27 protein-coding genes and 1 pseudogene are annotated in these 26,400 nt (G+C 59.3%); 14 read left to right on the top strand and 14 right to left on the bottom strand.

Translation table 11 applies throughout. The features are described from left to right. The first annotated feature begins 36 nt into the window (after window positions 1–36). Window positions 37–783 carry a class I SAM-dependent methyltransferase gene (locus SynMEDNS5_RS10995; protein WP_186583410.1) on the top strand — a complete coding sequence of 249 codons (747 nt, stop codon included), beginning with the start codon at window positions 37–39 and terminating at the stop codon, window positions 781–783. Here the strand turns inward: SynMEDNS5_RS10995 and SynMEDNS5_RS11000 are convergent. Genes SynMEDNS5_RS11000 through SynMEDNS5_RS11020 form a run of 5 tightly spaced genes read right to left on the bottom strand, consistent with a single transcriptional unit; the run spans window position 747 to window position 5,860 of the window. Beyond that, on the bottom strand, window positions 747–2,015 hold the full coding sequence (locus SynMEDNS5_RS11000; RefSeq protein WP_186583411.1) for a SufS family cysteine desulfurase: 1,269 nt from the start codon (window positions 2,013–2,015) through the stop codon (window positions 747–749). The two genes, SynMEDNS5_RS10995 and SynMEDNS5_RS11000, sit on opposite strands and share 37 nt — an antisense overlap. Continuing rightward, entirely contained in the window at window positions 2,012–3,208 is a 1,197-nt protein-coding gene (locus tag SynMEDNS5_RS11005) for a SufD family Fe-S cluster assembly protein (protein ID WP_186583412.1), read from the bottom strand. Before SynMEDNS5_RS11005 ends, SynMEDNS5_RS11000 begins: the two co-directional genes overlap by 4 nt. A gap of 2 nt (window positions 3,209–3,210) precedes the next feature. After that, complete coding sequence (gene sufC / locus SynMEDNS5_RS11010) at window positions 3,211–3,999, bottom strand: Fe-S cluster assembly ATPase SufC (RefSeq protein ID WP_186583413.1); 789 nt, start codon at window positions 3,997–3,999, stop codon at window positions 3,211–3,213. 56 nt (window positions 4,000–4,055) lie between these two features. Then, the gene (gene sufB / locus SynMEDNS5_RS11015; protein WP_186583414.1) at window positions 4,056–5,495 is read right to left on the bottom strand and encodes a Fe-S cluster assembly protein SufB; all 1,440 of its coding nucleotides are present in this window, start codon (window positions 5,493–5,495) and stop codon (window positions 4,056–4,058) included. Between the two features lie 5 nt (window positions 5,496–5,500). Continuing rightward, a complete protein-coding gene (locus tag SynMEDNS5_RS11020) occupies window positions 5,501–5,860 on the bottom strand; it encodes a ferredoxin-thioredoxin reductase catalytic domain-containing protein (RefSeq protein ID WP_186583415.1) in 360 nt (119 codons plus the stop codon). A gap of 209 nt (window positions 5,861–6,069) precedes the next feature. On the opposite strand from SynMEDNS5_RS11020, the gene SynMEDNS5_RS11025 reads away from it, so the two are divergent. From SynMEDNS5_RS11025 to SynMEDNS5_RS11070, 10 genes and pseudogenes are all read left to right on the top strand, one after another. Next, window positions 6,070–7,143: a class I fructose-bisphosphate aldolase gene (locus SynMEDNS5_RS11025; protein WP_186583416.1), complete on the top strand. Its 1,074-nt coding sequence runs from the start codon at window positions 6,070–6,072 to the stop codon at window positions 7,141–7,143. 41 nt (window positions 7,144–7,184) lie between these two features. Continuing rightward, window positions 7,185–7,850 carry an iron-sulfur cluster biosynthesis transcriptional regulator SufR gene (sufR, locus tag SynMEDNS5_RS11030; RefSeq protein WP_186583417.1) on the top strand — a complete coding sequence of 222 codons (666 nt, stop codon included), beginning with the start codon at window positions 7,185–7,187 and terminating at the stop codon, window positions 7,848–7,850. Beyond that, window positions 7,850–8,227: a hypothetical protein gene (locus SynMEDNS5_RS11035; protein ID WP_186583418.1), complete on the top strand. Its 378-nt coding sequence runs from the start codon at window positions 7,850–7,852 to the stop codon at window positions 8,225–8,227. Before sufR ends, SynMEDNS5_RS11035 begins: the two co-directional genes overlap by 1 nt. 60 nt (window positions 8,228–8,287) lie before the next feature. Continuing rightward, window positions 8,288–8,878 carry a phycobiliprotein lyase gene (locus tag SynMEDNS5_RS11040; protein ID WP_186583419.1) on the top strand — a complete coding sequence of 197 codons (591 nt, stop codon included), beginning with the start codon at window positions 8,288–8,290 and terminating at the stop codon, window positions 8,876–8,878. A gap of 92 nt (window positions 8,879–8,970) precedes the next feature. Next, window positions 8,971–9,729 carry a phycobilisome rod-core linker polypeptide gene (locus SynMEDNS5_RS11045; protein WP_186583420.1) on the top strand — a complete coding sequence of 253 codons (759 nt, stop codon included), beginning with the start codon at window positions 8,971–8,973 and terminating at the stop codon, window positions 9,727–9,729. 158 nt (window positions 9,730–9,887) lie between these two features. Next, window positions 9,888–10,961, top strand: a complete 1,074-nt coding sequence (locus SynMEDNS5_RS11050; protein ID WP_186583421.1) for a DUF4912 domain-containing protein — start codon at window positions 9,888–9,890, stop codon at window positions 10,959–10,961. A gap of 10 nt (window positions 10,962–10,971) precedes the next feature. Then, window positions 10,972–11,154, top strand: a complete 183-nt coding sequence (locus SynMEDNS5_RS11055) for a hypothetical protein (RefSeq protein WP_186583422.1) — start codon at window positions 10,972–10,974, stop codon at window positions 11,152–11,154. A gap of 39 nt (window positions 11,155–11,193) precedes the next feature. Next, window positions 11,194–12,624, top strand: a pseudogene (locus SynMEDNS5_RS11060) (phospholipase D-like domain-containing protein). 18 nt (window positions 12,625–12,642) lie between these two features. Further along, entirely contained in the window at window positions 12,643–12,849 is a 207-nt protein-coding gene (locus SynMEDNS5_RS11065) for an alpha/beta family hydrolase (RefSeq protein WP_186586033.1), read from the top strand. A 22-nt stretch (window positions 12,850–12,871) separates the two neighbouring features. After that, window positions 12,872–13,249, top strand: a complete 378-nt coding sequence (locus tag SynMEDNS5_RS11070) for a hypothetical protein (RefSeq protein WP_370593535.1) — start codon at window positions 12,872–12,874, stop codon at window positions 13,247–13,249. Between the two features lie 6 nt (window positions 13,250–13,255). Here SynMEDNS5_RS11070 and SynMEDNS5_RS11075 read toward each other — a convergent pair whose 3' ends face one another. Further along, window positions 13,256–13,495, bottom strand: coding sequence for a hypothetical protein (locus SynMEDNS5_RS11075; protein ID WP_186583423.1), 240 nt, complete (start codon window positions 13,493–13,495; stop codon window positions 13,256–13,258). A 111-nt stretch (window positions 13,496–13,606) separates the two neighbouring features. Between SynMEDNS5_RS11075 and SynMEDNS5_RS11080 the strand changes: the two genes are divergently transcribed. Continuing rightward, a complete protein-coding gene (locus tag SynMEDNS5_RS11080; RefSeq protein WP_186583424.1) occupies window positions 13,607–15,265 on the top strand; it encodes an alpha-D-glucose phosphate-specific phosphoglucomutase in 1,659 nt (552 codons plus the stop codon). A gap of 49 nt (window positions 15,266–15,314) precedes the next feature. Here SynMEDNS5_RS11080 and SynMEDNS5_RS11085 read toward each other — a convergent pair whose 3' ends face one another. From SynMEDNS5_RS11085 to SynMEDNS5_RS11095, 3 genes are read right to left on the bottom strand one after another with little or no spacing between them, the layout of a single operon-like run. Then, complete coding sequence (locus tag SynMEDNS5_RS11085) at window positions 15,315–15,581, bottom strand: hypothetical protein (RefSeq protein WP_186583425.1); 267 nt, start codon at window positions 15,579–15,581, stop codon at window positions 15,315–15,317. Next, window positions 15,578–18,985, bottom strand: coding sequence for an efflux RND transporter permease subunit (locus SynMEDNS5_RS11090; RefSeq protein WP_186583426.1), 3,408 nt, complete (start codon window positions 18,983–18,985; stop codon window positions 15,578–15,580). Before SynMEDNS5_RS11090 ends, SynMEDNS5_RS11085 begins: the two co-directional genes overlap by 4 nt. A gap of 11 nt (window positions 18,986–18,996) precedes the next feature. Beyond that, window positions 18,997–20,076: an efflux RND transporter periplasmic adaptor subunit gene (locus SynMEDNS5_RS11095; protein WP_186583427.1), complete on the bottom strand. Its 1,080-nt coding sequence runs from the start codon at window positions 20,074–20,076 to the stop codon at window positions 18,997–18,999. A 118-nt stretch (window positions 20,077–20,194) separates the two neighbouring features. On the opposite strand from SynMEDNS5_RS11095, the gene SynMEDNS5_RS11100 reads away from it, so the two are divergent. Beyond that, on the top strand, window positions 20,195–22,408 hold the full coding sequence (locus SynMEDNS5_RS11100; protein WP_186583428.1) for an AAA family ATPase: 2,214 nt from the start codon (window positions 20,195–20,197) through the stop codon (window positions 22,406–22,408). A 68-nt stretch (window positions 22,409–22,476) separates the two neighbouring features. Here SynMEDNS5_RS11100 and SynMEDNS5_RS11105 read toward each other — a convergent pair whose 3' ends face one another. The 3 genes from SynMEDNS5_RS11105 to SynMEDNS5_RS11115 all read right to left on the bottom strand — a co-directional run bounded on the left by SynMEDNS5_RS11105 (window position 22,477) and on the right by SynMEDNS5_RS11115 (window position 24,404). After that, window positions 22,477–23,106, bottom strand: coding sequence for an alpha/beta hydrolase (locus tag SynMEDNS5_RS11105; protein WP_186583429.1), 630 nt, complete (start codon window positions 23,104–23,106; stop codon window positions 22,477–22,479). A gap of 163 nt (window positions 23,107–23,269) precedes the next feature. Then, window positions 23,270–23,749: a thymidylate synthase gene (locus SynMEDNS5_RS11110; protein ID WP_255440144.1), complete on the bottom strand. Its 480-nt coding sequence runs from the start codon at window positions 23,747–23,749 to the stop codon at window positions 23,270–23,272. Between the two features lie 40 nt (window positions 23,750–23,789). After that, window positions 23,790–24,404 (bottom strand): 4'-phosphopantetheinyl transferase superfamily protein, encoded by a 615-nt coding sequence (locus tag SynMEDNS5_RS11115; RefSeq protein WP_255440145.1) that lies wholly within the window; start codon window positions 24,402–24,404, stop codon window positions 23,790–23,792. Window positions 24,405–24,453: 49 nt separating this feature from the next. Between SynMEDNS5_RS11115 and bcp the strand changes: the two genes are divergently transcribed. Next, window positions 24,454–24,921 (top strand): thioredoxin-dependent thiol peroxidase, encoded by a 468-nt coding sequence (bcp, locus tag SynMEDNS5_RS11120; RefSeq protein WP_186583432.1) that lies wholly within the window; start codon window positions 24,454–24,456, stop codon window positions 24,919–24,921. Here bcp and SynMEDNS5_RS11125 read toward each other — a convergent pair. Both SynMEDNS5_RS11125 and SynMEDNS5_RS11130 read right to left on the bottom strand, forming a co-directional pair. Then, complete coding sequence (locus SynMEDNS5_RS11125; RefSeq protein ID WP_255440147.1) at window positions 24,918–25,616, bottom strand: type III pantothenate kinase; 699 nt, start codon at window positions 25,614–25,616, stop codon at window positions 24,918–24,920. The two genes, bcp and SynMEDNS5_RS11125, sit on opposite strands and share 4 nt — an antisense overlap. Continuing rightward, complete coding sequence (locus SynMEDNS5_RS11130) at window positions 25,603–26,355, bottom strand: phosphoadenylyl-sulfate reductase (RefSeq protein ID WP_255440148.1); 753 nt, start codon at window positions 26,353–26,355, stop codon at window positions 25,603–25,605. The genes SynMEDNS5_RS11125 and SynMEDNS5_RS11130 overlap by 14 nt, the downstream gene beginning before the upstream one ends. Window positions 26,356–26,400: the final 45 nt, after the last annotated feature.

Here is a 26,400-nt window from a genome sequence, read left to right on the forward strand (position 1 = left end):
CCGCTGTCAGCCTGAAGCAAACGGGAGACAGGGAAAGTGAGCCTATTTGAACAGCAATGGCAGACCTATCGCACCGTGCTGGAGCACGACGCCATTGAGCACCGGGCGGCGGCTGCCGCCACAGGCGAGGAACTGCAGACATGGCTGGCGCAACGCCCTGCTCACCGGCCTCCACCAACTCTCGTGGACCTTGGCTGCGGCGACCTAGCCCGCATGGCCGACCTCTTCAGAACCTTGCCCCTGGGTGCCTACACAGGCCTGGACCTGGCAGCGTCAGTGCTGCCTCTGGCCGCTAGCGCCATGGGGCAGGCTCCGTTCCCCTGCCGATGGCAGCAGGGCGATCTCTTGCACTGGGCGGAGCGACCCAACCCATCGGCCGATGGCAGCGCGCCGGAACGTGTGGATGTGATCCATTCCGCATTCGCCATTCACCACCTCAGCGACAGCCAGAAAATTCAGTTTCTGCGGGGAGCCCGGCAACGGATCGAGGCCGACGGTCTGCTGCTGTGGGTGGATGTGTTTCAGGACGAAGACGACACCAGGGAGACCTACCTCGATCGTTACATCGATCGGGTGCGCCACTGGCACGCGCTCGACACCCTGCAGATCAAGACCATTGTTGAGCACATACACGTCTGCGACTGGCCCGCCCAACGCGGCACGATCGAAACGATCGCAGCCCAAGAAGGATGGCGCTGGCGCTGGGCCTGGCGCGGCTCCCAGGGGAGCGAGGCTCTCGCCGTGCTTCAGCCGTGCTCCCTGAAGAACGCAAGCACGCCCTGAAGCTCAGCCGCAAAACGATCGATCTCCTCAAACGTCGTGGTGAAGCTGAGGCTGGCCCTGGCGGAGCCCGTCACGTTGAAATGCCGATGCAGGGGCTGGCAGCAGTGATGGCCGCTGCGGATGCAGATGCCAGCCAGATCCAGCATGGAGGCAATGTCGTTGGCGTGGACGCCATCAACGAGAAAGGTGGCGAGGGCTCCACGTCCTGGCTGCTGCTCAGGGGTGGGACCAAGGATGCGCAATCCCTCGATGCTCTCGAGCCGATGAAAGAGATGACGGGTGAGTTGCGCTTCCCAGGCAGCGATCTGCTCCAAGCCGAGAGACTCGAGGTAGGCGATCGCCGCACCCATGCCCACAGCTTCACCGATGGCGGGCGTGCCAGCCTCGAATTTGTGGGGCAGAGCAGCCCAGGTGCTGTGATCAAGGAACACATCTTGGATCATCTCGCCTCCCCCCAGGAACGGAGGCATGGCTTCAAGCAGGTCTTTCCGTGCCCAGAGAAAGCCCATGCCGGTGGGTCCGCACAGCTTGTGGGAGGACCCCACAAGAAAATCAGCTCCCAGCCGCTGCACATCGGTGGATTGGTGGGCCAGGCTCTGGCAGGCATCCACAAGCATCAGCGCCCCAACCCCATGGGCCAGGGCGGCGATCTCCTCAACGGGATTGCGGCAGCCCAGGGTGTTGCTGATGTGCACAAGGCTCACCAAACGGGTGCGCTTGTTGAGCTGCCGGCGAAGGTCATCGAGGTCGAGCTCTCCGCTCTCGGTGATCCCCACGTGACGCAGCACGCAACCCGTGCGCTGGGCGAGCTGCTGCCAGGGCACGAGATTGCTGTGGTGCTCCATCACGCTGAGCAGCACCTCATCACCGGCCTGAAGGTTGGCATCTCCCCAGGTGCGTGCAACCAGATTGATGGCCTCGGTGGCATTACGGGTAAACACCACTTCATCGGGCCCTGCAGCCCCCACAAATCGGGCCACAGCAGCTCGGGCTCCCTCGAAGGCATCGGTGGCACGGGCGCTGAGTTGATGCGCTCCCCGGTGCACATTGGCGTTGTCGCAGCTGTAGTAGCCGAGCAAGGCATCGAGCACCACCTGGGGCTTCTGGCTGGTGGCCGCATGGTCGAGATAGATCAAGGGGTCGCCTTGAGCACCCAACTGATCCAGGATCGGAAAATCGGAACGAGTCCGTTCCGCAAGCGTTACGCCAACGTCGCGAGAAAGTGTGGTCATAGGGGGCGGGCGGGATCGTTGATGGCAGCTGATGCCAGCCAGGAGGGCGCCACTGAAGGGAGACGATCCACCACATCGCAGCAGTAGCCCTTCAGCAGCAGCGCTGCAGCTTCATCGGCAGCCACGCCCCGGCTGCGCAAGTAAAAAAGCTGATCCTGCTGCAATTGGCTGACCGTGGCTCCGTGAGCACAACGCACATCGTCGGCCACGATCTCTAGCTCCGGCTTGGCATCCACACGGGCTCGGCTGGACAACAGCAGATTGCGGCTGAGCTGAGAGGCATCGGTGCGCTGCGCAGCGCGGGGCACCTGAATCGCGCCGTTGAAAATACTGTGAGACCGATCAGCCGCCACGGATTTCTGAAGCTGATCGAGTGATCCATCCGGTCCTTGGAAGCAAACGGCCGTATGGGTGGCAAATTGTTCATCCCCACCGGTCATCGTCAGACCGTTCAGGCGGGTGATGGCCTGACCATCCACCTGCAGCACCCGGGGCTCGAGCCTCCCGAAGCGCCAACCTCGACACACGCTCACGAAGTCGTAGCTGCTGCGAGGCTCCTGCTCCACCGCCAGATGGGCGAGCAAGGAGGTATCGCCACTTGCACTGGCCAGGAAGCCATGGCGCAGGCGCGCCTCCTGTCCCAGATGCACCTCCATCACATGGCTGTGAGCCAAAGGCACAGCTGTGTTGTCACGCTCGGCTGGAATCACCTGAAGCAGGTCCAGCTCAGCTTTTTCCTCCAGAAGCAGCAGCACCCGCGTGGCGATCAGACCATCGCCTGAGGCCAGCACAATCTCGAGGGGAGCCACCGAGCCACGCACCCGCAGCGCCAGGACGCGCCGGCTGCGGGCATGGTTGAGTTCCACAGGCCAGACCTCAGCACAACCGCAGCGATCCAGGGTGTGTCCAAGAGCCTGCTCAAGCTCGGCCTCGCTCAGAGGCGACAGTCCTTCTGGAAGCTGAATCCCCTCCAAGGGATCGGCGTCTGTTCCGATAACAAGGCGGGTGACACCCTGATCAACCACAGGCCAGGACCGCTGATCAGCCCCATCAACAGGTGGCAGGGAGGCCATGGCCTCCAGCCGCTTGAGATCCGTGAGCCGCCAGGCTTCCTGACGTCTGGTCGGCAAACCGAGCTTCTCAAGATTGGCCTGCCCCCGCTTCTGAACCGGTGCCAACACGGTGCTCACCATGATCAGGCCACTCCCTCGGCAGCCAGCTGCGCATCCACCCAGTCGTAACCGATCTGCTCAAGCTCCAACGCCAGTTCCCTGCCTCCTGTCCGCAGGATCCGGCCTGCAGCCATCACGTGGACGTAATCCGGAGTGATCTCTTCCAGCAAACGCTGGTAATGGGTGATCAGGATTGAGGCGGTGTCTGGGCTTGAGAGCTGATTCACACCACCGGCAACGATGCGCAGGGCATCGATATCGAGTCCGGAATCGGTTTCATCAAGAATGGAGATCACTGGCTCAAGCAGAGCCATCTGCAGGATTTCGTTGCGCTTTTTCTCTCCACCCGAGAATCCCTGATTCACGCTTCGATCAAGGAAGGCAGGATCCATCTGCACCACCTTCAGCTTCTCGCGCACATGGTCTTCGAAGTCGAAGGTGTCGAGCTCTTCCTGGCCCTGTGTGTCCCGGCGGGCATTGGTGGCCACCCTGAGAAACTCCAGGTTGCTGACGCCAGGGATCTCGACCGGGTATTGAAAGCCAAGGAACACGCCGAGGCGTGCCCGTTCCTCCGGTTCCAGCGCGAAGAGGTCGTCACCGCGATAACGCACGGACCCTGCGGTGACGCGATACGCGGGGTGACCAGCGAGGATCTTGGAAAGGGTGCTTTTGCCGCTGCCGTTCCGCCCCATCACGGCATGAATTTCACCGGCGCGAACCTGCAGATTCACACCTTTAAGGATGGGTTGATCCTCGACGGACGCATGCAGGTCGGAGATATCGAGAAGCAGCTCAGCGTCGGGGCGGATCACGGTGGAAGAAAGAGCGGAATGAAAAAAATGAAACTCGTTCTGGAGCGATGCAGGCGTCAGCCCACGGAGCCCTCGAGCTTGAGAGCAAGAAGCTTGTCAGCTTCGGCAGCGAATTCCATCGGCAACTGATTGAACACGTCGCGACAGAAGCCACTCACCATCATGGACACTGCTTCTTCGAAACCGATTCCTCGGCTTTGAAGATAGAAGAGCTGGTCTTCGGAAATTCTGCAGGTGCTGGCTTCGTGCTCCACAGCTGAATCCGGCTGCTGGGAGCGGATGTAGGGATAGGTGTTGGCACCGGCCTGATCACCGATCAGCATCGAATCGCACTGGCTGTAATTGCGGGCGCCGGAAGCACCCGGGCCGATCTGCACCAGACCGCGATAGCTGTTGCTGGAGTGACCCGCACTGATGCCTTTGCTCACGATCGTGGAGCGGGTGCGAGGACCAACGTGAACCATCTTGGTTCCGGTATCGGCCTGCTGGCGGTTGTTGGTGAGAGCCACGGAATAGAACTCACCAACCGAGTCAGCTCCTTGAAGAACACAGCTCGGATATTTCCAAGTGATCGCCGAGCCTGTTTCCACCTGGGTCCAGCTGATGCGGCTCCGCGCGCCACGGCACTGGCCTCGCTTGGTCACGAAGTTGTAAATCCCTCCCACTCCGTTCTCATCGCCGGCATACCAGTTCTGAACGGTGGAATATTTGATCGAAGCGTCATCCAGCGTCACAAGCTCAACCACCGCAGCATGCAGCTGGTTGGTGTCAAACATCGGCGCAGTACAACCCTCGAGGTAACTCACCGACGCTCCTTCCTCGGCAACGATCAGCGTGCGCTCAAACTGCCCTGTATCACCCGAATTAATGCGGAAATACGTGGAGAGTTCCATCGGGCACTCAACACCTTTGGGGATGAACACGAAGGATCCATCACTGAACACAGCGGAATTGAGCGCTGCGAAGTAGTTGTCGTTGCTGGCCACCACAGTGCCCAGGTAGCGCTCAATCAGGGCGGGGTGTTCCTTGACCGCCTCACTGAAGGAACAGAACACCACACCGTGTTCTGCAAGCTTCTCTTTGTAGGTCGTGGCGATGGACACACTGTCAAGGACAGCATCCACAGCCACATTGCTGAGGCGCTTTTGCTCGCTCAGAGGAATTCCAAGCTTGTCAAAAGTCTCCAGGAGCTTGGGGTCGACCTCGTCGAGGCTCGCCTTCTTATCCTGCTGTTTCGGAGCTGCGTAATAAATGATGTCCTGGTAGTCGATCGCCGGATACCCGAGCGCAGCCCAATCGGGTTCCTCGAGGGTGAGCCAATGACGAAATGCCTTGAGACGGAACTGAAGCAAAAAATCGGGTTCGTCTTTCTTCCCCGAAATCAAACGCACCACGTCCTCACTGAGACCCTTGGCGATCTTGTCGGTCTCGATCTCGGTAACGAAGCCGTACTTGTACGGCTGGCTCACAAGATCCCTTGTGGACGTGGAGGTCATGGCAATCAGCCGGCGGTGGCGTGAATGGTTTCGGTGCTGATCGTCTGATCGTCACCCCTGAAAGGGTTGTCCTCCGTGAGGAACAGCATGCAATGGCATTCCTTGCGCTCACGCATCGGCACACAGGGGCAGTTCCAAAACGCCTGGGAAACCTCTGCTTCCTTGTCCTCGTAATGGCGACAGGGACAGAGAGCCCCACCGAGATCATCCTTGTGACGCGCCAGTCCCTTCAGCACGACAGCGGTCACACCTGGATCACTGCAGAAATAAGTTCCTGTGCGCTGGGCGTAGGTCTCAGCAAATTTTCGGATGACCTCAAGGCTCTCAGCAGTCGGTTCTGAAGTGCCGGCAGGGGCGTCTGTCATGGCGCGGAATGGGGCTTGGGGGAACGGAACCGGGGGAGATACGAAACCGTTTGGTTTCCTTTTTGAAGCCTAGAGCACGGATCCATCACCCGACGGATCCGCCCATTGTGAATGACGCCAGATCACCATCTCGGTGAGGCGATGTCGCCCATGCACTGACGGATCCGTGGGCTGTCATTACCTTCGGCGCAACACCACCTTTTGCCGCCATGGCCATTGCCAACCGTCCGATCAGCGACTGGCTTGGAGCCGAAGCTGAACTGATCCTGAACACCCAACCACGGGTGAGCAGAGAGCGACTCCACGTACCCAACGCTCACGTGGTGGATCGATTCAGCCTTTCGGATCGCAATCCACAGGTGTTGCGAAGCATTCAGCAGATGTATGGAAGTGGTCGTTTGGCCAACACCGGATACCTGTCCATCCTCCCGGTCGACCAGGGCATCGAGCACTCTGCGGCCCATTCCTTCGCCCCCAACCCCGACTATTTCGATAGTGAAGCGATCGTCGAGTTAGCTGTTGAGGCCGGCTGCAATGCCGTGTGCTCCACTCTCGGCGTTCTTGGATCCGTGGCCCGGAAGTGGGCGCACCGCATCCCATTCATGGTGAAGGTGAACCACAACCAGCTGCTCACGGCACCGAACGTGCATGAGCAGATCTTGTTCGCTTCGGTGGACCAGGCCTGGGACATGGGTGCCGTGGCCATCGGTGCCACCATTTACTTCGGGAGCGACGACTGCAACAGGGAACTGCAGCAGATTTCGGCCTTGTTCGAACATGCCCACGATCGCGGCCTGGCCACGGTGTTGTGGTGCTATCTACGCAATCCGATTTTCAAACAGCCCGAAGCTGACTACCACCTCTCCGCGGACCTCACCGGTCAAGCGGTCCACCTCGGGGTCACCATCGGCGCCGACATCATCAAGCAAAAATTGCCAGCCAACAACGGTGGCTACCCCGCTGTAGCCAAAGCTCTCGGCCAGTCTTTTGGCATGACGGACGATCGCATCTACAGCGAGCTGTCGAGTGACAATCCGGTGGATCTCTGTCGCTACCAGGTTCTCAATTGCTATTCAGGCCGGATCGGCCTGATCAACAGCGGCGGCGCCTCAGGCAGCGACGACATGCATGAAGCGATCCGTACAGCCGCCATCAACAAACGGGCCGGGGGCAGCGGTCTGATCATGGGTCGCAAAGCGTTCCAAAAACCACGTCAGGAAGGGGTGGATCTGATTCACGCCGTTCAGGACGTGTACCTGAGTCCCGAGGTCACCATCGCTTGAGTCCAGATCCCGTGGCATGGTGAGGACACCATCCTGATGTCATGGGCGCTCCATCCCAGGCACCCACCCGCGAAGCGACGCTCACCCTGCTATTAAGGCAGGGCGAGATCGACGCGGCCGGACTGGCCAGCCAACTGAGCATCTCCGTGCAGGCCATGCGGCGGCATCTGCGCACCCTCGAAGATGAAGGGCTGGTGGAATCCACAGCGGTCACCGTGGGGCCAGGGCGCCCCTCCAACCTCTGGCGCCTCACCTCTCGCGGTCATCAGCACTTTCCCGACGGGAGCGAAACATTCGCCCTCGGCTTGCTGGACTCCTTGGCCCAAAGCCTCCCCCCCGAGATGCTGGGTGCCCTGCTCAAGCAGCAGGCGCATGAGAAAGCCAGTCAATACAGGCAACATCTCGGCGATGCTCCGCTTGAGCAACGGGTGCGTGCCCTCGTTGATCTGCGCAGTCGCGAAGGATATGTGAGCGACATGGCGCCTGCGGAGGATGGTCGCGGGTGGTGCATCAGTGAATTTCACTGCTCCGTACAGCGCATTGCCGAGGAATTCCCGGCCATCTGTGATCAAGAACTTCAGCTGATCAGGCTGACGTTCCCCGACTGCCAGGTGGAACGGGTGCACTGGCGTCTGGAATCGGGCCACTCCTGTGGCTTTCAGATCAGCCCTCTCGACAGACTCGCTGAGACCGAGACCCTGTCGTAATGGAGTCTTCATCACCCACAGGCCCCCTCACCCGCGGGGACGCCGAGCGGATCGAAGCCACACTCCTTCCAACCCTGGATCGCCATCATCTGCGCTTGCAGGCGCACTGCCTGGCAACCCTGAAGTCCATTGCAGCGCCGCGTTGCTGTGGACCGCTACCCAGCGATGAAGAGATTCAGGCCTGGTGCGGGCAGCAACCTGCGCTTCGCGACGATTCCGATTTCCAGGACGAGCTGCTCAGACAGTTTCAAGTGATTTCTGACCAACTCAACACCCTGGCGGACGTCTGCGGACGCACCCCCCTCGAGCTCACACTCGACGCACTGATCAACGATGCCGAAGCGGCGAGTCGCCGACGCCTCGCCCAGGGCGGCTGAATCGACAGATCCCGATTGCTGCAGACCCCCTGCAATCATCAGTGAAGCTCTGCTTTCACCATGACTCTGGAGATTCCCGACGCTCTGAGCTTCTTTCGGCTCAGCTGCGGGCAATGGCGATCCCAGCGAAGCGTCCACCATCTTCTGCACAGGCGCGCTGAAGCTGGAGGGTCATTGATTGTTGTTGAAGACCTCGCCCCGAGCGATGACCGCCTGGTGGTGATGGCCCGGCAGCATGGGCAGGATCCAGCAATGATCATTGGCGGAAGCCATGTGCGCTGGAGCGCCAACATGGCCTGGGACCGCGACGGCGATGCACACGATGGTGAAACCTGCTTCGCCCTGATGGCTGAAGCTGAGGCTGACCGCAGCGGCACCTTGCTCAGAGATCAGGGTTATGCCGAGAAAGCTCCTGCGACATCGACCTTCGACATGGACGATCGCGACGGCCTGATTCTGCGCACGAGCTACGAGATGATGACGGTGTGGGAGCGATTTAGCTTCTGCGGCCCCGACGTGAGAGTGCGCTCGAGCACCGTGGAAGGCTTGTCGAACAATGCCTCTTTTTGCATCGAGACACGCCTCTCGGGAGCAGAAGCCCCAGACGTTGCAGCCAGCTCAGAAACGGTGAGCTCACCGTTCGGCTGGTGAGATTCACTGTTACGGACTGTGAGGCGCAGGAGGGCAGTCGAGGGGTGCGTTGACTCACACTTCTACGATCACGCCAGTGGATTCCAAAACGCGTGGCACTCCCCCTTCTGCAGTACGCCCCGACCACGCAGAACAATCGAGTCGCTGCCATCAGAGTTGCTTCCGACGAGAACCAGCGTTCGCGTCAGATGGATATCTCCATGGATGCGGAGAACCTCACGACGGTGATCGAGTCGGCCTACCGGCAGATCTTCTTCCACGCGTTCAAAAGCGATCGCGAAACCTTTCTTGAATCCCAGCTGCGCAACGGCCAGATCACCGTCAGGGATTTCATTCGAGGCCTGTGTCTTTCGGACACGTTCAAGCGCAGCTTCTACAACCTCAACTCCAATTACAAGGTGGTCCGCCACCTGGTCGAGAAAGTGCTCGGCCGCAAAACCCATGGCAAGTCCGAAGAGATCGCCTGGTCGATCGTGATCGCCACCAAGGGTGTCGAAGGCATGGTGGACGCCCTTCTCGACAGCGAGGAATACCTCAACGCCTTCGGATACGACACGGTCCCCTATCAGCGCAACCGCGTCCTCCCAGGCCGCGAACTCGGTGAGACCCCCTTCAACATCACCACGCCCCGTTACGACGAGTACTACCGAAGCATCCTGGGATTCCCTCAGGTCGTATACACCGGCATCGCCAAGGCCCTGCCTCCAAGAGCCAAGCGCATTCGTGGTGGCTTCCCCGAGGACTACCTTCCCTGGGTGCGTGGCCTGTCCAGAGCAACGGGAGCCTCACCCAGTGGATCCGCAGACATCGACTATCTCTCCAAGGTTCCTTATCGCAGCGTTGGACGCTGAGCCAACGTGCTTACAAGCTGATCTACGGGGCCCTGAGCCCCGTTTTTTTTTGCATCAATGCATCAGCAGTCAGAGGATCCTGACTCCAGAGAGGGCGGTTGTTTGAAAAAAGGATTTTTCCTCCAGACTGATCCCAAAGAAACTAGGGAGACGCCCCAGTGACGCAAGCCATCACGAATCTTGCCCGCCTGACCCTTCGTCAGTTGCGTCAGATGGCTAGTGATCTTGGCGTGACGCTCTACAGCCGCAAGAGCAAGGAGGACCTGGTGTCCGCCATAGCCGAGAGACAGGAACGCCGTGGTGGCGACCTCAAGGCGATTGAAGCCGAACTCAATCCTCCAACACGCCCTCAAGCCAACACACGGGTTGTTTTCCTGCCACGTGACCCCCAATGGGCCTACGTGTTTTGGGAAATCTCCGATGCAGATCGTCGGCAAGCCCAGAGCACAGGGGCCTCTCACCTCAGCTTGCGCCTGGCTGACGTCACTGGGCTTCAAGATGGCTCATCCCACCCGCATACCCTTCAGGAAGTCCCGGTTGATAGCCACAGCACCGAGTGGTATCTACCCGTTCCAATGTGCGACCGCGATTATCGAGTTGAGCTCGGATTCCGTGCTGGCAGCAACTGGATTTCCCTGGCTTTCTCTTCAGTTGCCAGGGTGCCTGCTCTTCATCCAAGCGATCAGATCCTCGATCAGTTCGTTCCTTTCAGTCTCGAGGCCACAGCGCCAGCCCCCCAGCCAATCTCTACGCCGATCGAAACCACTGACAGCGGACTGCACGAGCGCCTTTACCAAAGCGCCACCACCCACTTCCGCAGCCGCCGGGTGGGCTCAGAAGTTCTGCACCAGCGAGAAGGCTCCCACACCGGCGATCAGCGTGGGCTCAGCGATTCCGGTGCCGGCCTCTGGGCCAGCGGACGCAACGAGTCAGGGCTCGGCGGTGTCGCACCGCGTCAGCGCAGCTTCTGGTTGGTCGCTGATGCTGAGCTGATCGTTTATGGAGCCACCGACCCCTCTGCCCGTCTCACCATCGGAGCTGAGGAAGTGCCCCTCTCCAGCGACGGCACCTTCCGCATTCAGGTGCCGTTCCGCGACGGCGAACAGGCCTACCCCATCGAAGCGACAGCCGCCGATGGAGAGCAGAAGCGCAACATCACTCTCAACTTCAAGCGGATGACCCCAGAAGACAACAGCAACCCCGCCAGCGAAGCCAAAGCTGAATGGTTCTGATTGGGTGAGCATGACCAATCGTCCGCTGCGCTGGTTCGTGGCCATCACCCCTTTGGCAGGGGCCATGATTTTTCCAGTGGCCGTTCCACTCACCATGGCCAAGGTTGGGATTGGAGCTGGTGTTGGCCTCGCTTTGGTGCTCAGCAGTCTCTGGTTCGTCACCATGCTGCGCACCTCTGAAATGCCCCACTGAGCCAGATCGGGGAATCCTGCTGTCATCCGCTCCAGCGCGATGAGCCACGGCCCAATCATCCGCACATGCCGCCGCTTCACGCGATCATCCTTCGCGTTGGTGACCTTGACGCTGCTGGGCTGCAGCCAGCCCGGGGTTGTGATCGGCAGCCCTCCGAGCAAGCTACCGCTCCCAGCCGCAATCGCAGTTCGCTTCAATCATCGCGACAACAGCCGCTACCGCTCACCTCTGCAAGGCCAGTGGCGCAATGGCGACGATTTTGAACGGCACCTGATCGAACAGATCGATGCCGCCAGAAAAGTACTGCTGGTGGCTGTTCAGGAGCTCTCGCTTCCGCAAATCGCCTCCGCGCTGGTGAGAGCCCACCAGCGCGGCGTGATCGTGAGAGTGGTTCTTGAAAACAGCTACAGCGCACCCTGGGCAGACCTACATGAATCAGATCTGCCAGCCCACGCCCGTCAGAGGTTGCGACGGTTGGAAGCCTTGGCCGACCTGGATGGCGATGGCGTGTTGACATCACCGGAGCGTCGCGCTGGTGATGCCGTGGGGCTGCTGCATCAGGGCGGAGTGCCCGTCATTGACGACACCGAAGACGGCAGCCGCGGCAGTGGACTGATGCACCACAAGTTCATGGTGATCGACAAGCGTTTGGTGATCACGGGCAGTGCCAACTTCACAAGCTCTGGCGTTCATGGCGATGGCGGAGCACAGCGGACGCGTGGGAATGTGAATCATCTGCTCAGCATCCAAAGCACCGAACTGGCTGCTTTGTTCACAGAGGAATTTCAGATCCTGTGGGGGGATGGCCCAGGCGGTTTATAGAACAGTCGCTTCGGACGAGGAAAGCCGAGCCGAGCGGTTCAAAGCGTGATGGTGGATGGAACACGGGTGGATGTGCTGTTCGCCCCCCACAGCAAGCGGTCGGAAGACCATGGCCTCCAACTGATCGCACAACACCTGAGCGCTGCAGAACACACCATTGATCTGGCCCTGTTCGTGTTCTCAGCCCAGTCGCTCACTGATGTGCTGGCCGAACGCGTTCAATCTGGAGTGGCGATCCGGCTGCTGGCAGACCCGGGCTTCGCCAGTCGCTCCTTTTCTGAGGTGCTCGACTTACTCGGGGTGGCACTTCCTGATCGTTTCTGCAAGTTGGAGAAGGGCAACCGCCCCTTGGCCAAGGCTCTAAAGGGAGTCGGCACCCCTCGACTCGCCCGCGGCGACAAACTGCATCACAAGTTCGCGGTGATTGACAAGCGCACAGTGATCACTGGATCCTTCAACTGGTCACCGTCGGCCGCCCATCAGAACGACGAAACCCTGCTGGTGATTCACTCACCCAAACTGGCAGCGCATTTCACCCGAGAGATCGATCGGATGTGGCGCGGTGCAGAACTGGGCATCAGCGAACGCATGCGCCGCAAACTCGAACGGCAACGGGCCAAGTGCGGCAGTGGTGAAGAAAGAGCATGAGCGAACGTCCGCACGCCCGTGTTCATCATTCAGGGAGAAGACGACCGCTACGGAGCAAAAAACCTGGTCGCAGGGCTAACACTGTCCGAGTCGATCAGCATGGTCTGGATCCCTGGGGCCGAGCATGGCTTCAAACACCACATCCCCGCACTCAAAGAGGCTGTTGCGGGAGCTTGTCAGACGATCCTCAAAGCATCCGATCCCCTCGCATCAGAGGCAGAATGACAACCACGGCCTGCACCCCACCTTGCGCTTCCTGACTCTTCTGCTCAGCCTCGCGGTGTTGAGGGTTCCCGTCGCTCAAGCGAATGTTGACTACGTGCCGTTTCCCACGAAAGACGAGCTGCGCTCGCTTCAACTGCAGGCCTACGCCTGTTCCCGGGAGAACGATGCTGAACTCTGCGATGCAACCCGGAAGACAGCTGACCCCTTAATGGACCACCCCCGGCTGCCCGCTGCCTGCAAGGACGCTGTGTGGGAGCTCATTCAGGCATCCACTCCTGCGACGCCCAACTCGTTCCAGCGGCGCGACAGCATCGACAGGCCTGCACGCAGACTCACGGTCGTCTGCGCCAAACCGGTCAAGCCCCAGAAACAAGCGACTCCACCCCCTGGAAAGGCCTGAAGATTCTTAAGACCAGTCAAAACTGAAACGCTGGCCAGGAAGAAGCCGAGAGACTTCTGAACGCGCTTCGTTCAGCAACTGTGCGCTGATCAGGGGATGGCTCTTCAGATCTCGGATCAATTCGTTCATGTCATCGCTGGTCAGGCCATGGCTGGACACCATGGATTCCAGACGCTTGCGGAATCCATCAAGCACTGCCTTTTGCTCCTCCGATAGAGGTTCTGCATTCGGGTGATCGATCTGCATACGACGTAACTTCCACTTATGAATCAAAGGTAGCTGCAACAACTGGTTGTGCCGAACACCCCTTACGCCTTCAGACGTGTTTAGGTTCCCGGTGAACCGCTGCCTGATGGGATGACCGCATCCGCCTCGGCCGAACCGACGCACACCCTTGTTCGTCTGGACGCTCCCTTCACTGATCAGAAACCCGGCACGTCCGGACTGCGCAAAAGCAGCCGCCAGTTCGAACAACCGCATTATCTGGAAAGCTTTGTTGAGGCAGTGTTTCGCACCCTCCCAGGGGTTCAGGGCGGCACCTTCGTGCTGGGGGGCGACGGTCGCTATGGAAATACCCGAGCGATCGACGTGATTCTGCGCATGGGCGCAGCTCACGGTCTCAGCAAGGTGATCGTCACCACCGCTGGAATCCTCTCCACACCTGCGGCATCCAACCTGATCCGCAAGCGTCAGGCGATCGGCGGGATCATCCTCTCGGCCAGTCACAACCCAGGTGGTGCCGATGGGGATTTCGGCGTGAAGGTGAACGGTGCCAACGGAGGCCCGACGCCTGCCTCCTTTACGGATGCCGTCTTCGAGTGCACCAAGACACTCGAGCGATACACCATCGTTGAAACCCAAACCCCCAGCCTTGATGCCCCTGGAAAGCATTCCATCGGTGCCATGGACGTGGAGGTGATCAATGGCGTTGATGATTTCGTGGAGCTGATGCAGCAGCTTTTCGATTTCGATCGGATCAGCGACCTCATCCGCGGCGACTTTCCCCTGGCCTTCGATGCCATGCATGCCGTGACCGGCCCCTATGCGCGTCGCCTGCTGGAAGGTCTGCTCGGTGCACCGGCTGGAAGCGTGCGCCATGGCACGCCCCTCGAGGACTTCGGCGGTGGACACCCAGACCCCAACCTCACCTACGCCCATGAACTGGCGGATCTCTTGCTGAACGGCGACGGCTTCCGTTTCGGTGCGGCCTGCGACGGCGACGGTGACCGCAACATGATTCTGGGCCACCGTTGCTTTGTGAATCCCAGCGACAGCCTGGCTGTGCTCACCGCCAACGCCACGGTGGCACCGGCCTATGCCGGCGGACTCGCCGGAGTGGCTCGCTCCATGCCGACAAGTGCCGCGGTGGACGTGGTGGCGAAGGATCTCAACATCGACTGTTACGAAACTCCCACGGGCTGGAAGTTCTTCGGCAATCTTCTCGATGCCGGCAAGATCACGCTCTGCGGTGAAGAAAGCTTTGGCACCGGCAGCAACCATGTGCGCGAGAAAGATGGCCTCTGGGCCGTGCTGTTCTGGCTGCAGATCCTGGCCGAACGCCGCTGCAGCGTGGCCGAGATCATGAACAACCACTGGAATCGATTTGGGCGGCACTACTACTCCCGCCATGATTACGAGGCCGTTCCCAGCGACGCGGCCCATGGTCTTTACGACCGATTGGAATCCATGCTGCCCTCACTCGCGGGACAGTCCTTCGCCGGACGCAGCATCAGCAGCGCTGACAATTTCAGCTACAGCGATCCGATCGACAAGTCCGTGACGAAAGGGCAGGGACTACGCATCCTTCTCGAAGACGGCAGCCGGGTGGTGGTGCGGTTATCGGGTACCGGCACCAAGGGGGCCACGATCCGTGTGTATCTGGAGAGCTATGTCGCCAGCGGTGGCAACCTCAATCAGGATCCTCAGATCGCCCTTGCGGACATGATCAGCGGCATCAATGCCCTGGCTGAGATCAAGGCGCGCACCGGCATGGACAAGCCCACGGTGATCACCTGAACGAGGCTTCTGCGCGCAACCAACCAAGCCTCCCGCAAGGGGGGCCTTTTTATTTGCGACGACCGCGTTGCTTGTGGTGATACTCCTTTTCAGGTGATGCTTCCTGGAGTTGGCGCATGCTCTCGATGGATGAGCCGAACAGGGCCGCCGATGCCACCACCACGCCGTAAAGATAGGTGAGGCGATTCTTGGACAGATCCGCAGGGGTGTTGCGAATGAAGGTTTCGAGGAAAAACGCGAGCACAAGGCCGATCCCGGCACCAACAAACGCCGACCAAAACACTTTGAAGCCATTGAATTCTTGAGGCTGGCTCATGAGCTGACCTCCGCTTCCGCCTGCCCCTCCGCCTCACCCAAGAGGGTCTTCATCACCACGTAAAAGACGGGAACCACGAAGAGAGACAGCACAGTGGCGATCAGCAGACCACCGAACACCACCGCACCGAGCGATGTCTGACTGCGGGCACCAGCACCACTGGCAAACACCAAGGGGATAAAGCCGAACAGCGATGAAATCGCCGTCATCAGAATCGGTCTGAGCCTGGATCCTGCTGCAAAGCGTGCAGCTTCCAGAGCATTGGCACCGGCCTGCATGCGCTGGTTGGCCATGTCAACGATCAGGATGCCGTTACCGGCAGCGAGCCCGATCAGCATCACCAGGCCCACCTGCGCGTACACATTCAGCACCTCACCCCGCAGCGCCAGAAACACCAGAGCCCCGAGCATTGCCGTCGGAACCGTCATCAGGATGATCAACGGATCTGAATAGCTTTCGTATTGAGCCGAGAGCACCAGGTACACCGCAAGGATGCCCAGAGCAAAAATCACGACCGCCAGAGCCCCCGCTTTCACCTCTTCACGGGAAATACCCGTCCAATCGAAACTGAGCCCTTGGGGATTCAAGGTTTGGAAAGTGCCCTTCATTGCGGTGATCGCCTGGCCAGAACTCTTGCCAGCGGCTGGCGTGCCCTCGATTTTGATCGCCCGGTAAAGGTTGAAATGTGGAACAACCGTTGGACCGAGAGTTTCGCGAACGGTGAAGAACTCGGACAACGGAATCTGCTCACCGGCCTGATCCTTCACGTAAATCGATGAGAGTTTCTCGGGTGTGGCCCTGCTCTCCGCATCAGCTTGCACATAAACACGTCGCACCTTGCCTTCCTGGAAGGTGTCGTTCACATACAGACCTCCAAAATTGACGCTGAAGGTCTGCATCGCAGAGCCAAAGTCCACATCGACGGCCGCCATGCGCTCACGATCAACCTTGATCTCGATCTGGGGAGACTCAGGGGAGAAAAGGGTGTAAACCCTGTTGAGATCAGGATCGGCATTGCCTGCCTGCACGAGGCGTCCAGCCGTGGCATAGAGATCAGCAAGGTTGTAAGCACCCCCGCTTTGATCCAACAATTGGAATTCAAAGCCGCCTCCGGTTCCGTAACCAGGAATGGCAGGAGGCTCAACCACGATGACCCGTGCACCATCAATCGAAGCAGCCAATTTCTGATTGAGTCGCTCAACGATGGCGCCCACGTTCTGGTCTCTTTCCTTGCGATCAGACCAATTCTTCGTACCGAAGAAAAACAGACCCTTATTCGGGCTGTTTCCATCAAGGCTGGCTCCGCTGAACACCGATGCGGCTGTGATGTCTTTCTCGGTTCTCAAGACAGCGGCCACCTTTTGGTTGATGGCTTCAGTCACCTGGGTGGACACACCTTCAGGAGCCTGGACAACTCCGATGGCATAGCCCTGGTCCTCAATCGGGACGAAGCCCCCGGGGATCGCACGGAACGCAACAGCGGTGAGAAGGATGCCTACGCCCAGAATCCCCATCACAAGCCGGCGTGATTCCAGGGCCCAGTTCAAAGCAGAGGAATAGCGGCTTTCCATCGCCGCATAGAAGCGATTGAAGTTGCTGAAGATCACCGGAGTGAACCAACCGAGAGTGAGGCCTAAAGCGGGATAGAAAATCACCGGAAGAATCCGGCTCACACCCACAAGCACCAACCCGGCAATGGCTCCACCGATGGTGAAGGGGAGAACAGCAGGACGTTGAAGGAAGCGAGAGAGGAGCAGCCCGATCAGGGCGCCAACGATGGTCGGCACCAGCACCAGCGCCGCACCATCACCCACCACCAGAAGTCCATAGATGAAACCGATCACGGCTCCAGCGATGGAATACACCTTGCGGCCAGGGTCCTTCGATTCCCGCGCCAGCAAGAGAGCCGAAAGCATCGGCGAGAACGTGAGCGCGTTGAAGGTGGAAATGGCAATCGAGAAAATCACCGTGGCAGCGAATTGCTTGTAGATCGTTCCTGTCGCGCCTGGGAAGAAGAGCACCGGCAAGAACACGGCGAATTTCACAAGAGAGGTGGCGATGATGGCTGAGAACAACTCGTCCATCGTTGATTTGGCCGCATCAAGTGCACTCATTCCCTCCGACTTTTTGCTGGAGGTGTCTTCAATCACCGTGATCGCATCATCAACAACGAGACCTGTGGCCAAAACAAGGCCGAAGAGGGTGAGCTGATTCAGCGAGAAACCAAAGGCCAAAACCAGCCCGAAGGTTCCAATCAGTGCGACAGGAATTGCAATTCCAGGAACCAGGGTCGCCTTCCAGTTCTGCAGAAACAGAAACAGAATCAGTACCACCAGAATCACAGCATCCCGAAGGGAGTTCACGACTCCTTTGATCGATGCTGTGATGAAGTCGGTGTTGTCATAGATCTTCTCCATCTTCATGCCGATCGGCATGGTCTTCTCGAATTCAGCCAGCACCTTCTTGACACCGTCTGACACTTCAAGCGCGTTACTGCCTGTGAGCTGATAAACAGCGAGGCCCACCGATGGCACTCCCTGGAGATCCGTGGCGCTGACCGCATAGGACTCACCACCGAGCTGCACGCTGCCCACATCGCGCAACCGCACCAGACCACCTTCGTCGGCCGTCCGCACGATCATGTTTTCAAATTCTTCAACGCTGCGCAGACGCCCCTGAAGCTGAACGGTGAAGGTGAACTCCTGCCCCTTCGGCGACGGTTCACCGCCCACCTGGCCGGCTGGAACCAGTCGGTTCTGACTGCTGAGCTGGTTCACCACATCCGTGGAGGTGAGCCCAAATGTGGACAACTTGTTTGGATCGAGCCAAAGACGGAAGGCCAGTTTGCGATTGCCGAAATAAGTGAGGTCACCCACACCGGTGACCCGTTTGATCGAGTCAGTGAGCTTGAGATCGAGAAGACCACTGATCGTTTCCGCGCTGTAGAGAATCTGCTCGGGATCAGCGCTGCCGAAGTTGTAAACCAGCAGGATGGAATTGGATGCCTTATTAACGGTGACTCCAGCCTTTCGCACCTCCTCGGGGAGCTGCGGTTCTGCCAGCGACACCCTGTTCTGAACGTTCACCTGGTTGATGTCGCCATCAGTGCCACTGGCGAAGGCAACATCGATTGCACTTACGCCATCGGAAGAACTGTTGGATTTGATGAAATCCATGTTCTCCACACCGTTGATCTGCTGTTCCAGAACGGTGGTGACGCCTTCTTCAACGGACACCGCATCAGCACCGGTGTAAGTCGCTCTCACCTTCACCGTGGGTGGAGCAATGTCTGGAAGGTTCTCAATCGGCAGGATTGGGATAGCAATCAGGCCAACAATCACAATGAGAATGCTGCAAACCGTTGTGAGAACCGGTCGCGTAATGAAGTTATTGGATGCAGACATGATTTAGATCCTCAGCCCTTCACCTTGACGGGCACACCGTGACGCAAGCTCAGCAAATTGCTGGTGATGACCTTCTGGCCAAGTTTGAGTCCCTTGGTAACGGGGTAACGGTTGTTCTGGAGAGACCCAAGGGTGACCGGAGTCTGCAGAGCGAACAGCGTTGTGGAAGGAATCTTGCCCACTTCGATTCCCTTCTTGATGCGGGCAAGATCAGCTTTCCCGGGCTGGGCCTCAAGTTCCTTGAAGGTGCCGAGCCGGAACACGAAACTCTGCCCGGAGGATTGGGTCACAGCGGAAAAAGGCACGGAGGGTTCCTTGCGTTCCTCGAGCTGCAAACGCGTTCGCAGACGCTGACCATTGCGCAGTTTCCCGTCAGGGTTGGGGAACACGGCGAGGGCCAGCAAAGCCTGAGTGTCCGAGGCGATGTTGGGATCCACCGAGAGCACGGTGCTCTTGGCGAGCACCTCGTCAGTGCCCGGGAGGCTGAGCAGCACGGGCAACCCGACCTTCACGCGGGTTGCTGAGGTGGAGGGAATTTCCACACGCGCTTCCAGCGTGTTGTTACGGATCAACTTGGTGAATGGGTCTCCTGAACGCACCACATCACCCACCTTCACGGAGACATCAGCCACCGTGCCGCCAATCGGTGATTTCAAGTTGCTGTAAGCAAGCGTGGCCTCCTGCGCCCGTACCTGCGCCCGCGAGGCGATGTAGATGGCTCGCCGCTGGTCACGCTCGGACGCCTCGGCAGCTCCCAGGGGGACGAGAAACTCGTAGCGCTTCAGTTCCAGCAGATCCTTTTGCTCCTGGGCCCTTGCGGAAGCCAGTCGCGCCTGCTCCTGGGCCTGATCCAGAACCATCAGCAGTTGCCCCGGCTCGACCTTGTCGCCTTGAGCGATCTTGAGTTCGAGAACTCTCCCCGTGGCCTGTGCTGCCAGCTGAACCAGATCGTTGGCCTCCAGGGTGCTCACCGTGTCGATGTCGTCCGTGAAGGACGCCTCGGTCACTGAAGCCTGCTGGACCTCGGGCAGCGGTCTTTGCGCCTCACCCTTTCCGCCACAGGCACTGAGTGCAACGGTGGTCAGTGCCAAGGCCAGGAAGGGAGAGAGCGCTCGCACGTTTTAGTTCCGGTCGGGCGCATTATGACCGCGATTCAGGAACTGGCTGGGCCGTTTCGGGCAAGAATCGGCTCATGCACATCAAACGGTCTTGAGCGGATCGCAGGATTCCGATCTATTCAGTCATCAACGGGAGGCCTTGCTGCGGCGACAGGCTCCTCTCGCTGATCGATTGCGCCCGCGCAATCTCGATGAATTCGTTGGCCAGGGAGCGATCCTTGCGGAGGGCCGTTTACTACGCCGTGCTATCGCCGCGGATCGGGTCGGCAATTTGATCCTGCACGGCCCACCGGGTGTCGGGAAGACAACCTTGGCCCGCATCATTGCCAATCACACCAGGGCCCATTTCAGCTCCCTTAATGCCGTTCTCGCCGGGGTGAAGGACCTGCGAACCGAAGTGAGCGAAGCCGGACGGCGACTGGAACGCCATGGCCTGCGCACCATCCTGTTCATCGATGAAGTGCATCGCTTCAACAGTGCGCAACAGGATGCTCTGCTCCCCTGGGTGGAAAACGGCACGCTCACCCTGATCGGAGCCACCACTGAAAACCCCTATTTCGAAGTCAACAAGGCACTCGTCAGCCGCTCCCGTCTGTTCCGTCTTCAAGCGCTCACGCCCGAAGACCTCAACAAACTCCTGGAAAGCGCCTTAATGGATCCCGAGCGTGGCTATGGCGGTCGCCAGATCAAACTCGAGCCGGAGGCCGCGGCCCATCTCGTGGATGTGGCGTCCGGAGATGCGCGCAGCCTCCTGAATGCCCTTGAGCTGGCGGTGGACAGCACTCCAACGGATGACAACGGCGTGATCCGCATCGATCTGGGAATTGCTGAGGAATCCATTCAGCAGAGAGCTGTTCTTTACGACAAGCAGGGGGATGCGCACTTCGACACGATCAGCGCATTCATCAAGTCGATCCGAGGCTCCGATGCTGATGCGGCCCTGTTCTGGTTGGCTCGAATGATCGAGGCAGGAGAGAACCCCCGGTTCATCTTCAGGCGCATGCTGATTTCTGCCGGCGAGGATGTGGGTCTCGCGGATCCTCAGGCTGTGGTGGTGGTCGAAGCCTGTGCCGCTGCCTTTGAACGCATTGGCCTGCCCGAAGGCCTCTACCCCTTGGCCCAGGCAGCTCTCTACCTGGCCTGCACTGAAAAGAGCAACAGCACCGGTGGTTTCTTCGAGGCTCTTCGACAGGTTCGGAACGCCCAGCGCCAGGATGTTCCCTCCCATCTGCGCGATGCCAATCGTGATGGGGACGCCTTCGGCGATGGCCAGGGATACCGCTATCCCCATGCCTTCCGGGAGCATTGGGTGGCCCAGCAATACCTTCCCGATGCACTTCAGGGAGAAGCGTTCTGGGCACCAAGCCACCAAGGATGGGAAGGTCAGCGGCGGGAACGGATCCTCGAGCGCCGAGCAGCCCAGCTGGCCGCCGCAGTGGAAGCCGAAGATGCCCATCCACTTCTGGTGAGCAGCGGCCCCGATCAACCCCAGCTAGAACGTTGGCTTCAACGGCAACTGGCTATCGACGGTGAACGGCTCCAGACCCTCCGCCAGCGGCTCTGGGCTGATTTGAACTGGCGCCGTACAGATCGTGTCTTGATGCTCGGAGGCCGGTCTCTGCTCTGGAGCTTGGACCCCTTGGCCGCTGTTGCGGAGGGGGGAGTGATGATTCTGTGCGGTTCAGCAACGGATCAGCCGCGGTTGGAAGCACAGCTCAACCTGCTGGATCCCCTGCAGAGGCCAGCCTTGATGGGCAAACCGAACGATCTCGATGCTCTGAGCAAGAACCACAACTTTGAGGTCATCGGCGGACGCCTCAATCAGGACGATCTCAAGTCGTCAACGCTGATGGAGCTGTGGCCCACCATCGCCGAACGGACATCCTCAGGAGCCCAGCTTCGGCTTCTGCTGAGTGAATCTGAACTTGGCCCTGCTTCGGCTCTCTTGGAGCACAGCCAGGGTGCTTTAGCCCCCGAAATCGCCAATGCGCTGAATGGCTTGCAAGGACTGGAAACCCAATGGCTCAGCCAGAAATCGGAGCGTGAAGCCCTGAGGCAACAACTTGAAGCCAGCGGCTGGAGCCTTGAAAGCACCAACTGGCAGGAATCCTCCAGCCTGCGCCTGGATCAATCCTTGATGAACCGCTGGCTGGGTGAAGGACGGCCTTACCGCTTGGCTGTTGAACGCCAGACCCGTGGCCATCCTTCGGCTCTTGCCACCTTGAAAAATGAACTGATGAAACGTGTTGGTCAACAGCTGCCCATGCGGCTGCAGCACTGGCGGATCGATGGTCGCCGTCGCTGAAAGACATAAAAAAACCCCGGCGAAGCCGGGGTTCGTGCGATGCAGTGAAATCCTAAGATTTCAGAGGATCACCAGAGGCCCCGAACGGGAGCAGCGGCGCGAGGAGCGGGAGCTGCGGGAAGGATCTGGTTGGCCTGCACACAAGCGGGCAGGAACACATACCAGGAAAGCAGCGAGGTGGCCTGAGCGCCGTCGAGGCCGTCCTTGCAGACGTTCTGAGAACCATCAGAAGAGCCGTTGTCGTTCAGACGGAAGGCAACGGGCAGCTGCTTCATGATGCCGGCAGAAGAGATCTTGCCGTCAGCAGAGTCGAGGATGATGGCGGAGCGAAGAGCCACAACAGCGGTCTTCTTCTTCTGCCAGTAGGGGAAGTAGGAGCGGGTCTGATCCTTCAGGAACTTGACGCCATCCTTGGAGTAGAGGAAGCGGGACACGCCCACCAGATCAACTTCATAGGTCTTGGTCATGCCCTCTTGAATCTCATCGGCAGTCCAACCGGAGTTGTTGATGCCGGCCTCAAGAGCGCGGTCGGTGATTTCACCGTTCTTGAAGAACTTTTTGAAGGCTTTGGACTTGGTGGTCCAGACAGCACCACCGGACACCCAGCGCACAGGGCGCTTGGTGCCAGCTTCAGCGGCGACAGCCAGAGTGGAGATGGAAGCGGCGGCGAGAGCGCCAGCAGCGAATCGGGTAAGCACGGACGGCGAGAAAAGACGTCTTTTTAAATCTAGTCGCAAGAAATACCAATGCCAACAACTTCCCCTGGATCAGTACGGGAACTCACGAAAAATCGCGCAAACAGGATCATGCATCTTGGGTCTCAGGAATCTCGCGAGGCCCGCAAATCTCTTCTTGAAACTCTTAGGGAGATGTTTTTAATAGGGGTTTCCAGCTAGGAGGGCATTGGCCTGCCTTTGGTTCAACTTCACCCACCGAGGTCCCCCTGCAATGAAGTCGTTCAAGCTTTTCGCCGTTGAAGCTGACTTGAGCCAGATAGGCCTCTGCACCCCGCTGAGGGGTCAGCCATAGCCGGGTCGCACCCTCTGCATTCTCAACGCGAACATCAAGAGACGGATCAGCCGTGAGGCCGAGATCAGCCAGTGTCGGGGCGAAATGTCCCCAGTAGTGGCGTGTGAGCTGTCCTTTCGTGAATGCCGCGAGCAACTCCTCCACTCTCCTGCGTTGATGCAACGTGGCATCCCTTTCATCCAAGCGGCTGTAGTCCGGGTCTGCACCATTCCAAGCACTCTGCAAGCCCTGGCTGGACGGAGCGCTCACCATTGCCGCGAGTCCAAAGCCAGCCAGGACTACCGCACTGGCCAGGGTCGGAAGGCTGGACAAGCCGGCGGCAGGCACTGGAATCAGCGCAAAACAACTGAATTCAGGTTAGGCAGAGGGCGAGGGATTGCAGAACTTGTTGATCTGCCGCCACGACGGCGAACTCCCAGGAGTCATAGCCATGCAGCACAGCGGCAAGCTTTTGATGGCTGCGTTGATGAACCACGCTGCTCATCCCAGGACAGACCTCCCAAAAGCGCAAATCACGGGCAATCGACCCCTGCTGCCACTTGATCGAGGCCTCCTTGATCAACCAGTGCTTCAACACAGCCTGTCGGAGGTCTTCAGCGCACAGGTGTTGCAGCCGTTTCCGTTCCCCGTGGCCATACGACCGTTGCAGAATCGAGGCCGCAGGAATCATCCGGTCGCGGCGCTCGAGATCCAAACCAATCGCATGCTTGGAACAGCCCAGCAGAAGGGCATCAGGGCAATGACTCAGGCTCAGGAAACCCCAGCCACTCGGCAGGGTGGGGGGTTCACCAGGTGGCGCCTGCAAAGGCACCGCCTTGGGAGACAAGCTGAAGCGCTCAGCCAAGCAAGCTCTCATCCAGACCCGCGAACGGATGAAAACATCGGAGCGAACTTTTGGCAGACGCGACGACCACTGCTGTTCCTGCATCGATAAACAGCTGGCATCACAGGTCAGCGGAGCGGACATCCGCCGAAACCAAAGGGCCGTTACGCTTCCGCCACTCCATCCCTGATCCATGACCTTGCAGATCGGTGATCCAGCCCCGGACTTCACGCTTCCAAACGAGAAGGAAGAGCCTGTGACCTTGTCATCACTCAAAGGCCAGCGGGTCGTGATCTACTTCTACCCGAAGGACGCCACGCCCGGGTGCACCAAGGAAGCCTGCAATTTCCGCGACCGCTGGGACCAATTCGAAGACCATGGCATTCGGGTGCTGGGTATCAGCAAAGACAACGCCGCATCGCACACTCGCTTCATCAGCAAACAGGAGCTGCCCTTCACCCTTCTCACCGACGTCGAGCCTTGCCTCGTCGCCAGCGCCTATGAAAGCTATGGGCTCAAGAAGTTCATGGGTCGCGAGTACATGGGCATGATGCGCCACACCTTTGTTGTGGATGCTGAGGGAAATCTGGAGCTGATCTACCGCAAAGTGAAAGCAGAGATCATGGCGGACCAGATCCTCAATGACCTTGGCCTCAGCTAGCTGACAAGGTCGACAAACGTTTCCATCACAAGATCCGGGGTGTGCTGAACATCAACACCCCGGGCCACCAGCTCGGGCAAGAGAAGCGGGGCGTCTCCTCCGCAAAGCCAGACAGTGCTAGGGCAACGGCGATGAGCACCATGGATCAAACCCAACAGGCTTTGAAGCACACCCTGGGTCATGGCACTCGCTGTGTCAGCCGGGAGGTTCGGGCTTGAATCGATGCTGGGCACATCAGGCCCCACCACGGGCAAGGCGACAGTCCCCTCAGTCATGGCCTGCAGCTGAAGACGCAACCCCGCGCAGAGCCATCCTCCGCCAAAGCATCCAGCCGCGGTGACGCGCGTCAGGCTGAGCACCGTTCCTGCATCAACCACCATCAAATCGTTACCGCCCCCGGATCGAAGCCAGGCCCCCCATCCTGCGAGGGCACGATCGATACCCAGCCACGGCGGCACATCGTTCAGGGGCACCTGATCAAGTTGCAATTGCTGGTCACCATGGCGCGAGAACGCAGCAGGAACCCTTCCGACTGCAGCCCATCGCTCAGGCACTGGAGCATCCAGCTGTTGTTCAACGATCGGATCGGTGTGACGAAAACTCCAGCGGGATGAATCAGCGCGTTCGGCCCAATGCCAGCGTGAATTGCCGATCAGAAGGCATCGCTGGGGAATCACTTCCTTAAATGCCGTCACCCATCACCCCAGGCACGTGAATGCCACACTCCTGTCTCTGGCCACCGAAACGGGTGCTGCGTCCCTCGGAATCCACACCGTCTGGAGCACTGGAATGCCAGTCACCAACTGTGGAAAATCCCTGATCAAATAAGGGATGCTGGGGCAGCTCGTGTTCCTGCATGTAATAGAAGACGTCTTTATTGGTCCAATGCAGGAGCGGCCTGAGGGAGAGGCGACCACGAATCGGATCGAGCACCGTCATCGTGCTTCTGAGGTCGGTCTGTCCGCTGCGCACCCCACTGCCCCAGCAGCGCACAGCGAGGCGGTCGAGAGCGCTCTCGAGGGGCTCAACTTTGCGTAGACGTAAATAGAGATCAAGGTCACTGTCGCTTCCTGTTTCCCAAAGTCGCCCATGCAGAGCCTCCATTCTTGCTGGGGAGAGAGACGACTGAACGACGACGGGCTGAAGGCCGAGACGGTCGCAGAGAGTTTTGGCGTAGCGATAGGTCTCTGGGAGTAGATATCCGGTATCCACCCAGATCACCGGCACCGATTCGGAGCCTGGCAAGCCTGCAAGCATGTGTAGGAGCACGGACGACTGGATCCCGAAGCTCGTGGTCATTGCGAATCCCGACCCGAATTGCTCGCGCGCCCACTGCAACCGCTGAGCAGGCTCCAGTGCCTCAAGCGCCTCCCTCTGAAGCGCCAGCATGGCGGTTTCACCGCCGGAGTCCAAGCCCGCGGCAGCGCTTGTCATCGGAATGATGCCGTTCCTCATCAGTGCATTCTCATACGCCGGGGT

This window comes from Synechococcus sp. MEDNS5, assembly GCF_014279875.1.
Classification (GTDB): domain Bacteria; phylum Cyanobacteriota; class Cyanobacteriia; order PCC-6307; family Cyanobiaceae; genus Synechococcus_C.

Bases quoted from the DNA above. Each gene is read 5' to 3' on its own strand.
- SynMEDNS5_RS11000 (WP_186583411.1), bottom strand. From the start codon at position 2,015: ATGACCACACTTTCTCGCGACGTTGGCGTAACGCTTGCGGAACGGACT.
- SynMEDNS5_RS11075 (WP_186583423.1), bottom strand. From the start codon at position 13,495: ATGCAGATCGATCACCCGAATGCAGAACCTCTATCGGAGGAGCAAAAG.
- SynMEDNS5_RS11115 (WP_255440145.1), bottom strand. From the start codon at position 24,404: ATGTCCGCTCCGCTGACCTGTGATGCCAGCTGTTTATCGATGCAGGAA.
- bcp (WP_186583432.1), top strand. From the start codon at position 24,454: ATGACCTTGCAGATCGGTGATCCAGCCCCGGACTTCACGCTTCCAAAC.
- SynMEDNS5_RS11020 (WP_186583415.1), bottom strand. From the start codon at position 5,860: ATGACAGACGCCCCTGCCGGCACTTCAGAACCGACTGCTGAGAGCCTT.
- SynMEDNS5_RS11025 (WP_186583416.1), top strand. From the start codon at position 6,070: ATGGCCATTGCCAACCGTCCGATCAGCGACTGGCTTGGAGCCGAAGCT.
- SynMEDNS5_RS11090 (WP_186583426.1), bottom strand. From the start codon at position 18,985: ATGTCTGCATCCAATAACTTCATTACGCGACCGGTTCTCACAACGGTT.
- SynMEDNS5_RS11080 (WP_186583424.1), top strand. From the start codon at position 13,607: ATGACCGCATCCGCCTCGGCCGAACCGACGCACACCCTTGTTCGTCTG.
- SynMEDNS5_RS11085 (WP_186583425.1), bottom strand. From the start codon at position 15,581: ATGAGCCAGCCTCAAGAATTCAATGGCTTCAAAGTGTTTTGGTCGGCG.
- SynMEDNS5_RS11035 (WP_186583418.1), top strand. From the start codon at position 7,850: ATGGAGTCTTCATCACCCACAGGCCCCCTCACCCGCGGGGACGCCGAG.
- sufR (WP_186583417.1), top strand. From the start codon at position 7,185: ATGGGCGCTCCATCCCAGGCACCCACCCGCGAAGCGACGCTCACCCTG.
- SynMEDNS5_RS11130 (WP_255440148.1), bottom strand. From the start codon at position 26,355: ATGACAAGCGCTGCCGCGGGCTTGGACTCCGGCGGTGAAACCGCCATG.
- SynMEDNS5_RS11005 (WP_186583412.1), bottom strand. From the start codon at position 3,208: ATGGTGAGCACCGTGTTGGCACCGGTTCAGAAGCGGGGGCAGGCCAAT.
- sufB (WP_186583414.1), bottom strand. From the start codon at position 5,495: ATGACCTCCACGTCCACAAGGGATCTTGTGAGCCAGCCGTACAAGTAC.
- SynMEDNS5_RS11040 (WP_186583419.1), top strand. From the start codon at position 8,288: ATGACTCTGGAGATTCCCGACGCTCTGAGCTTCTTTCGGCTCAGCTGC.
- SynMEDNS5_RS11055 (WP_186583422.1), top strand. From the start codon at position 10,972: ATGACCAATCGTCCGCTGCGCTGGTTCGTGGCCATCACCCCTTTGGCA.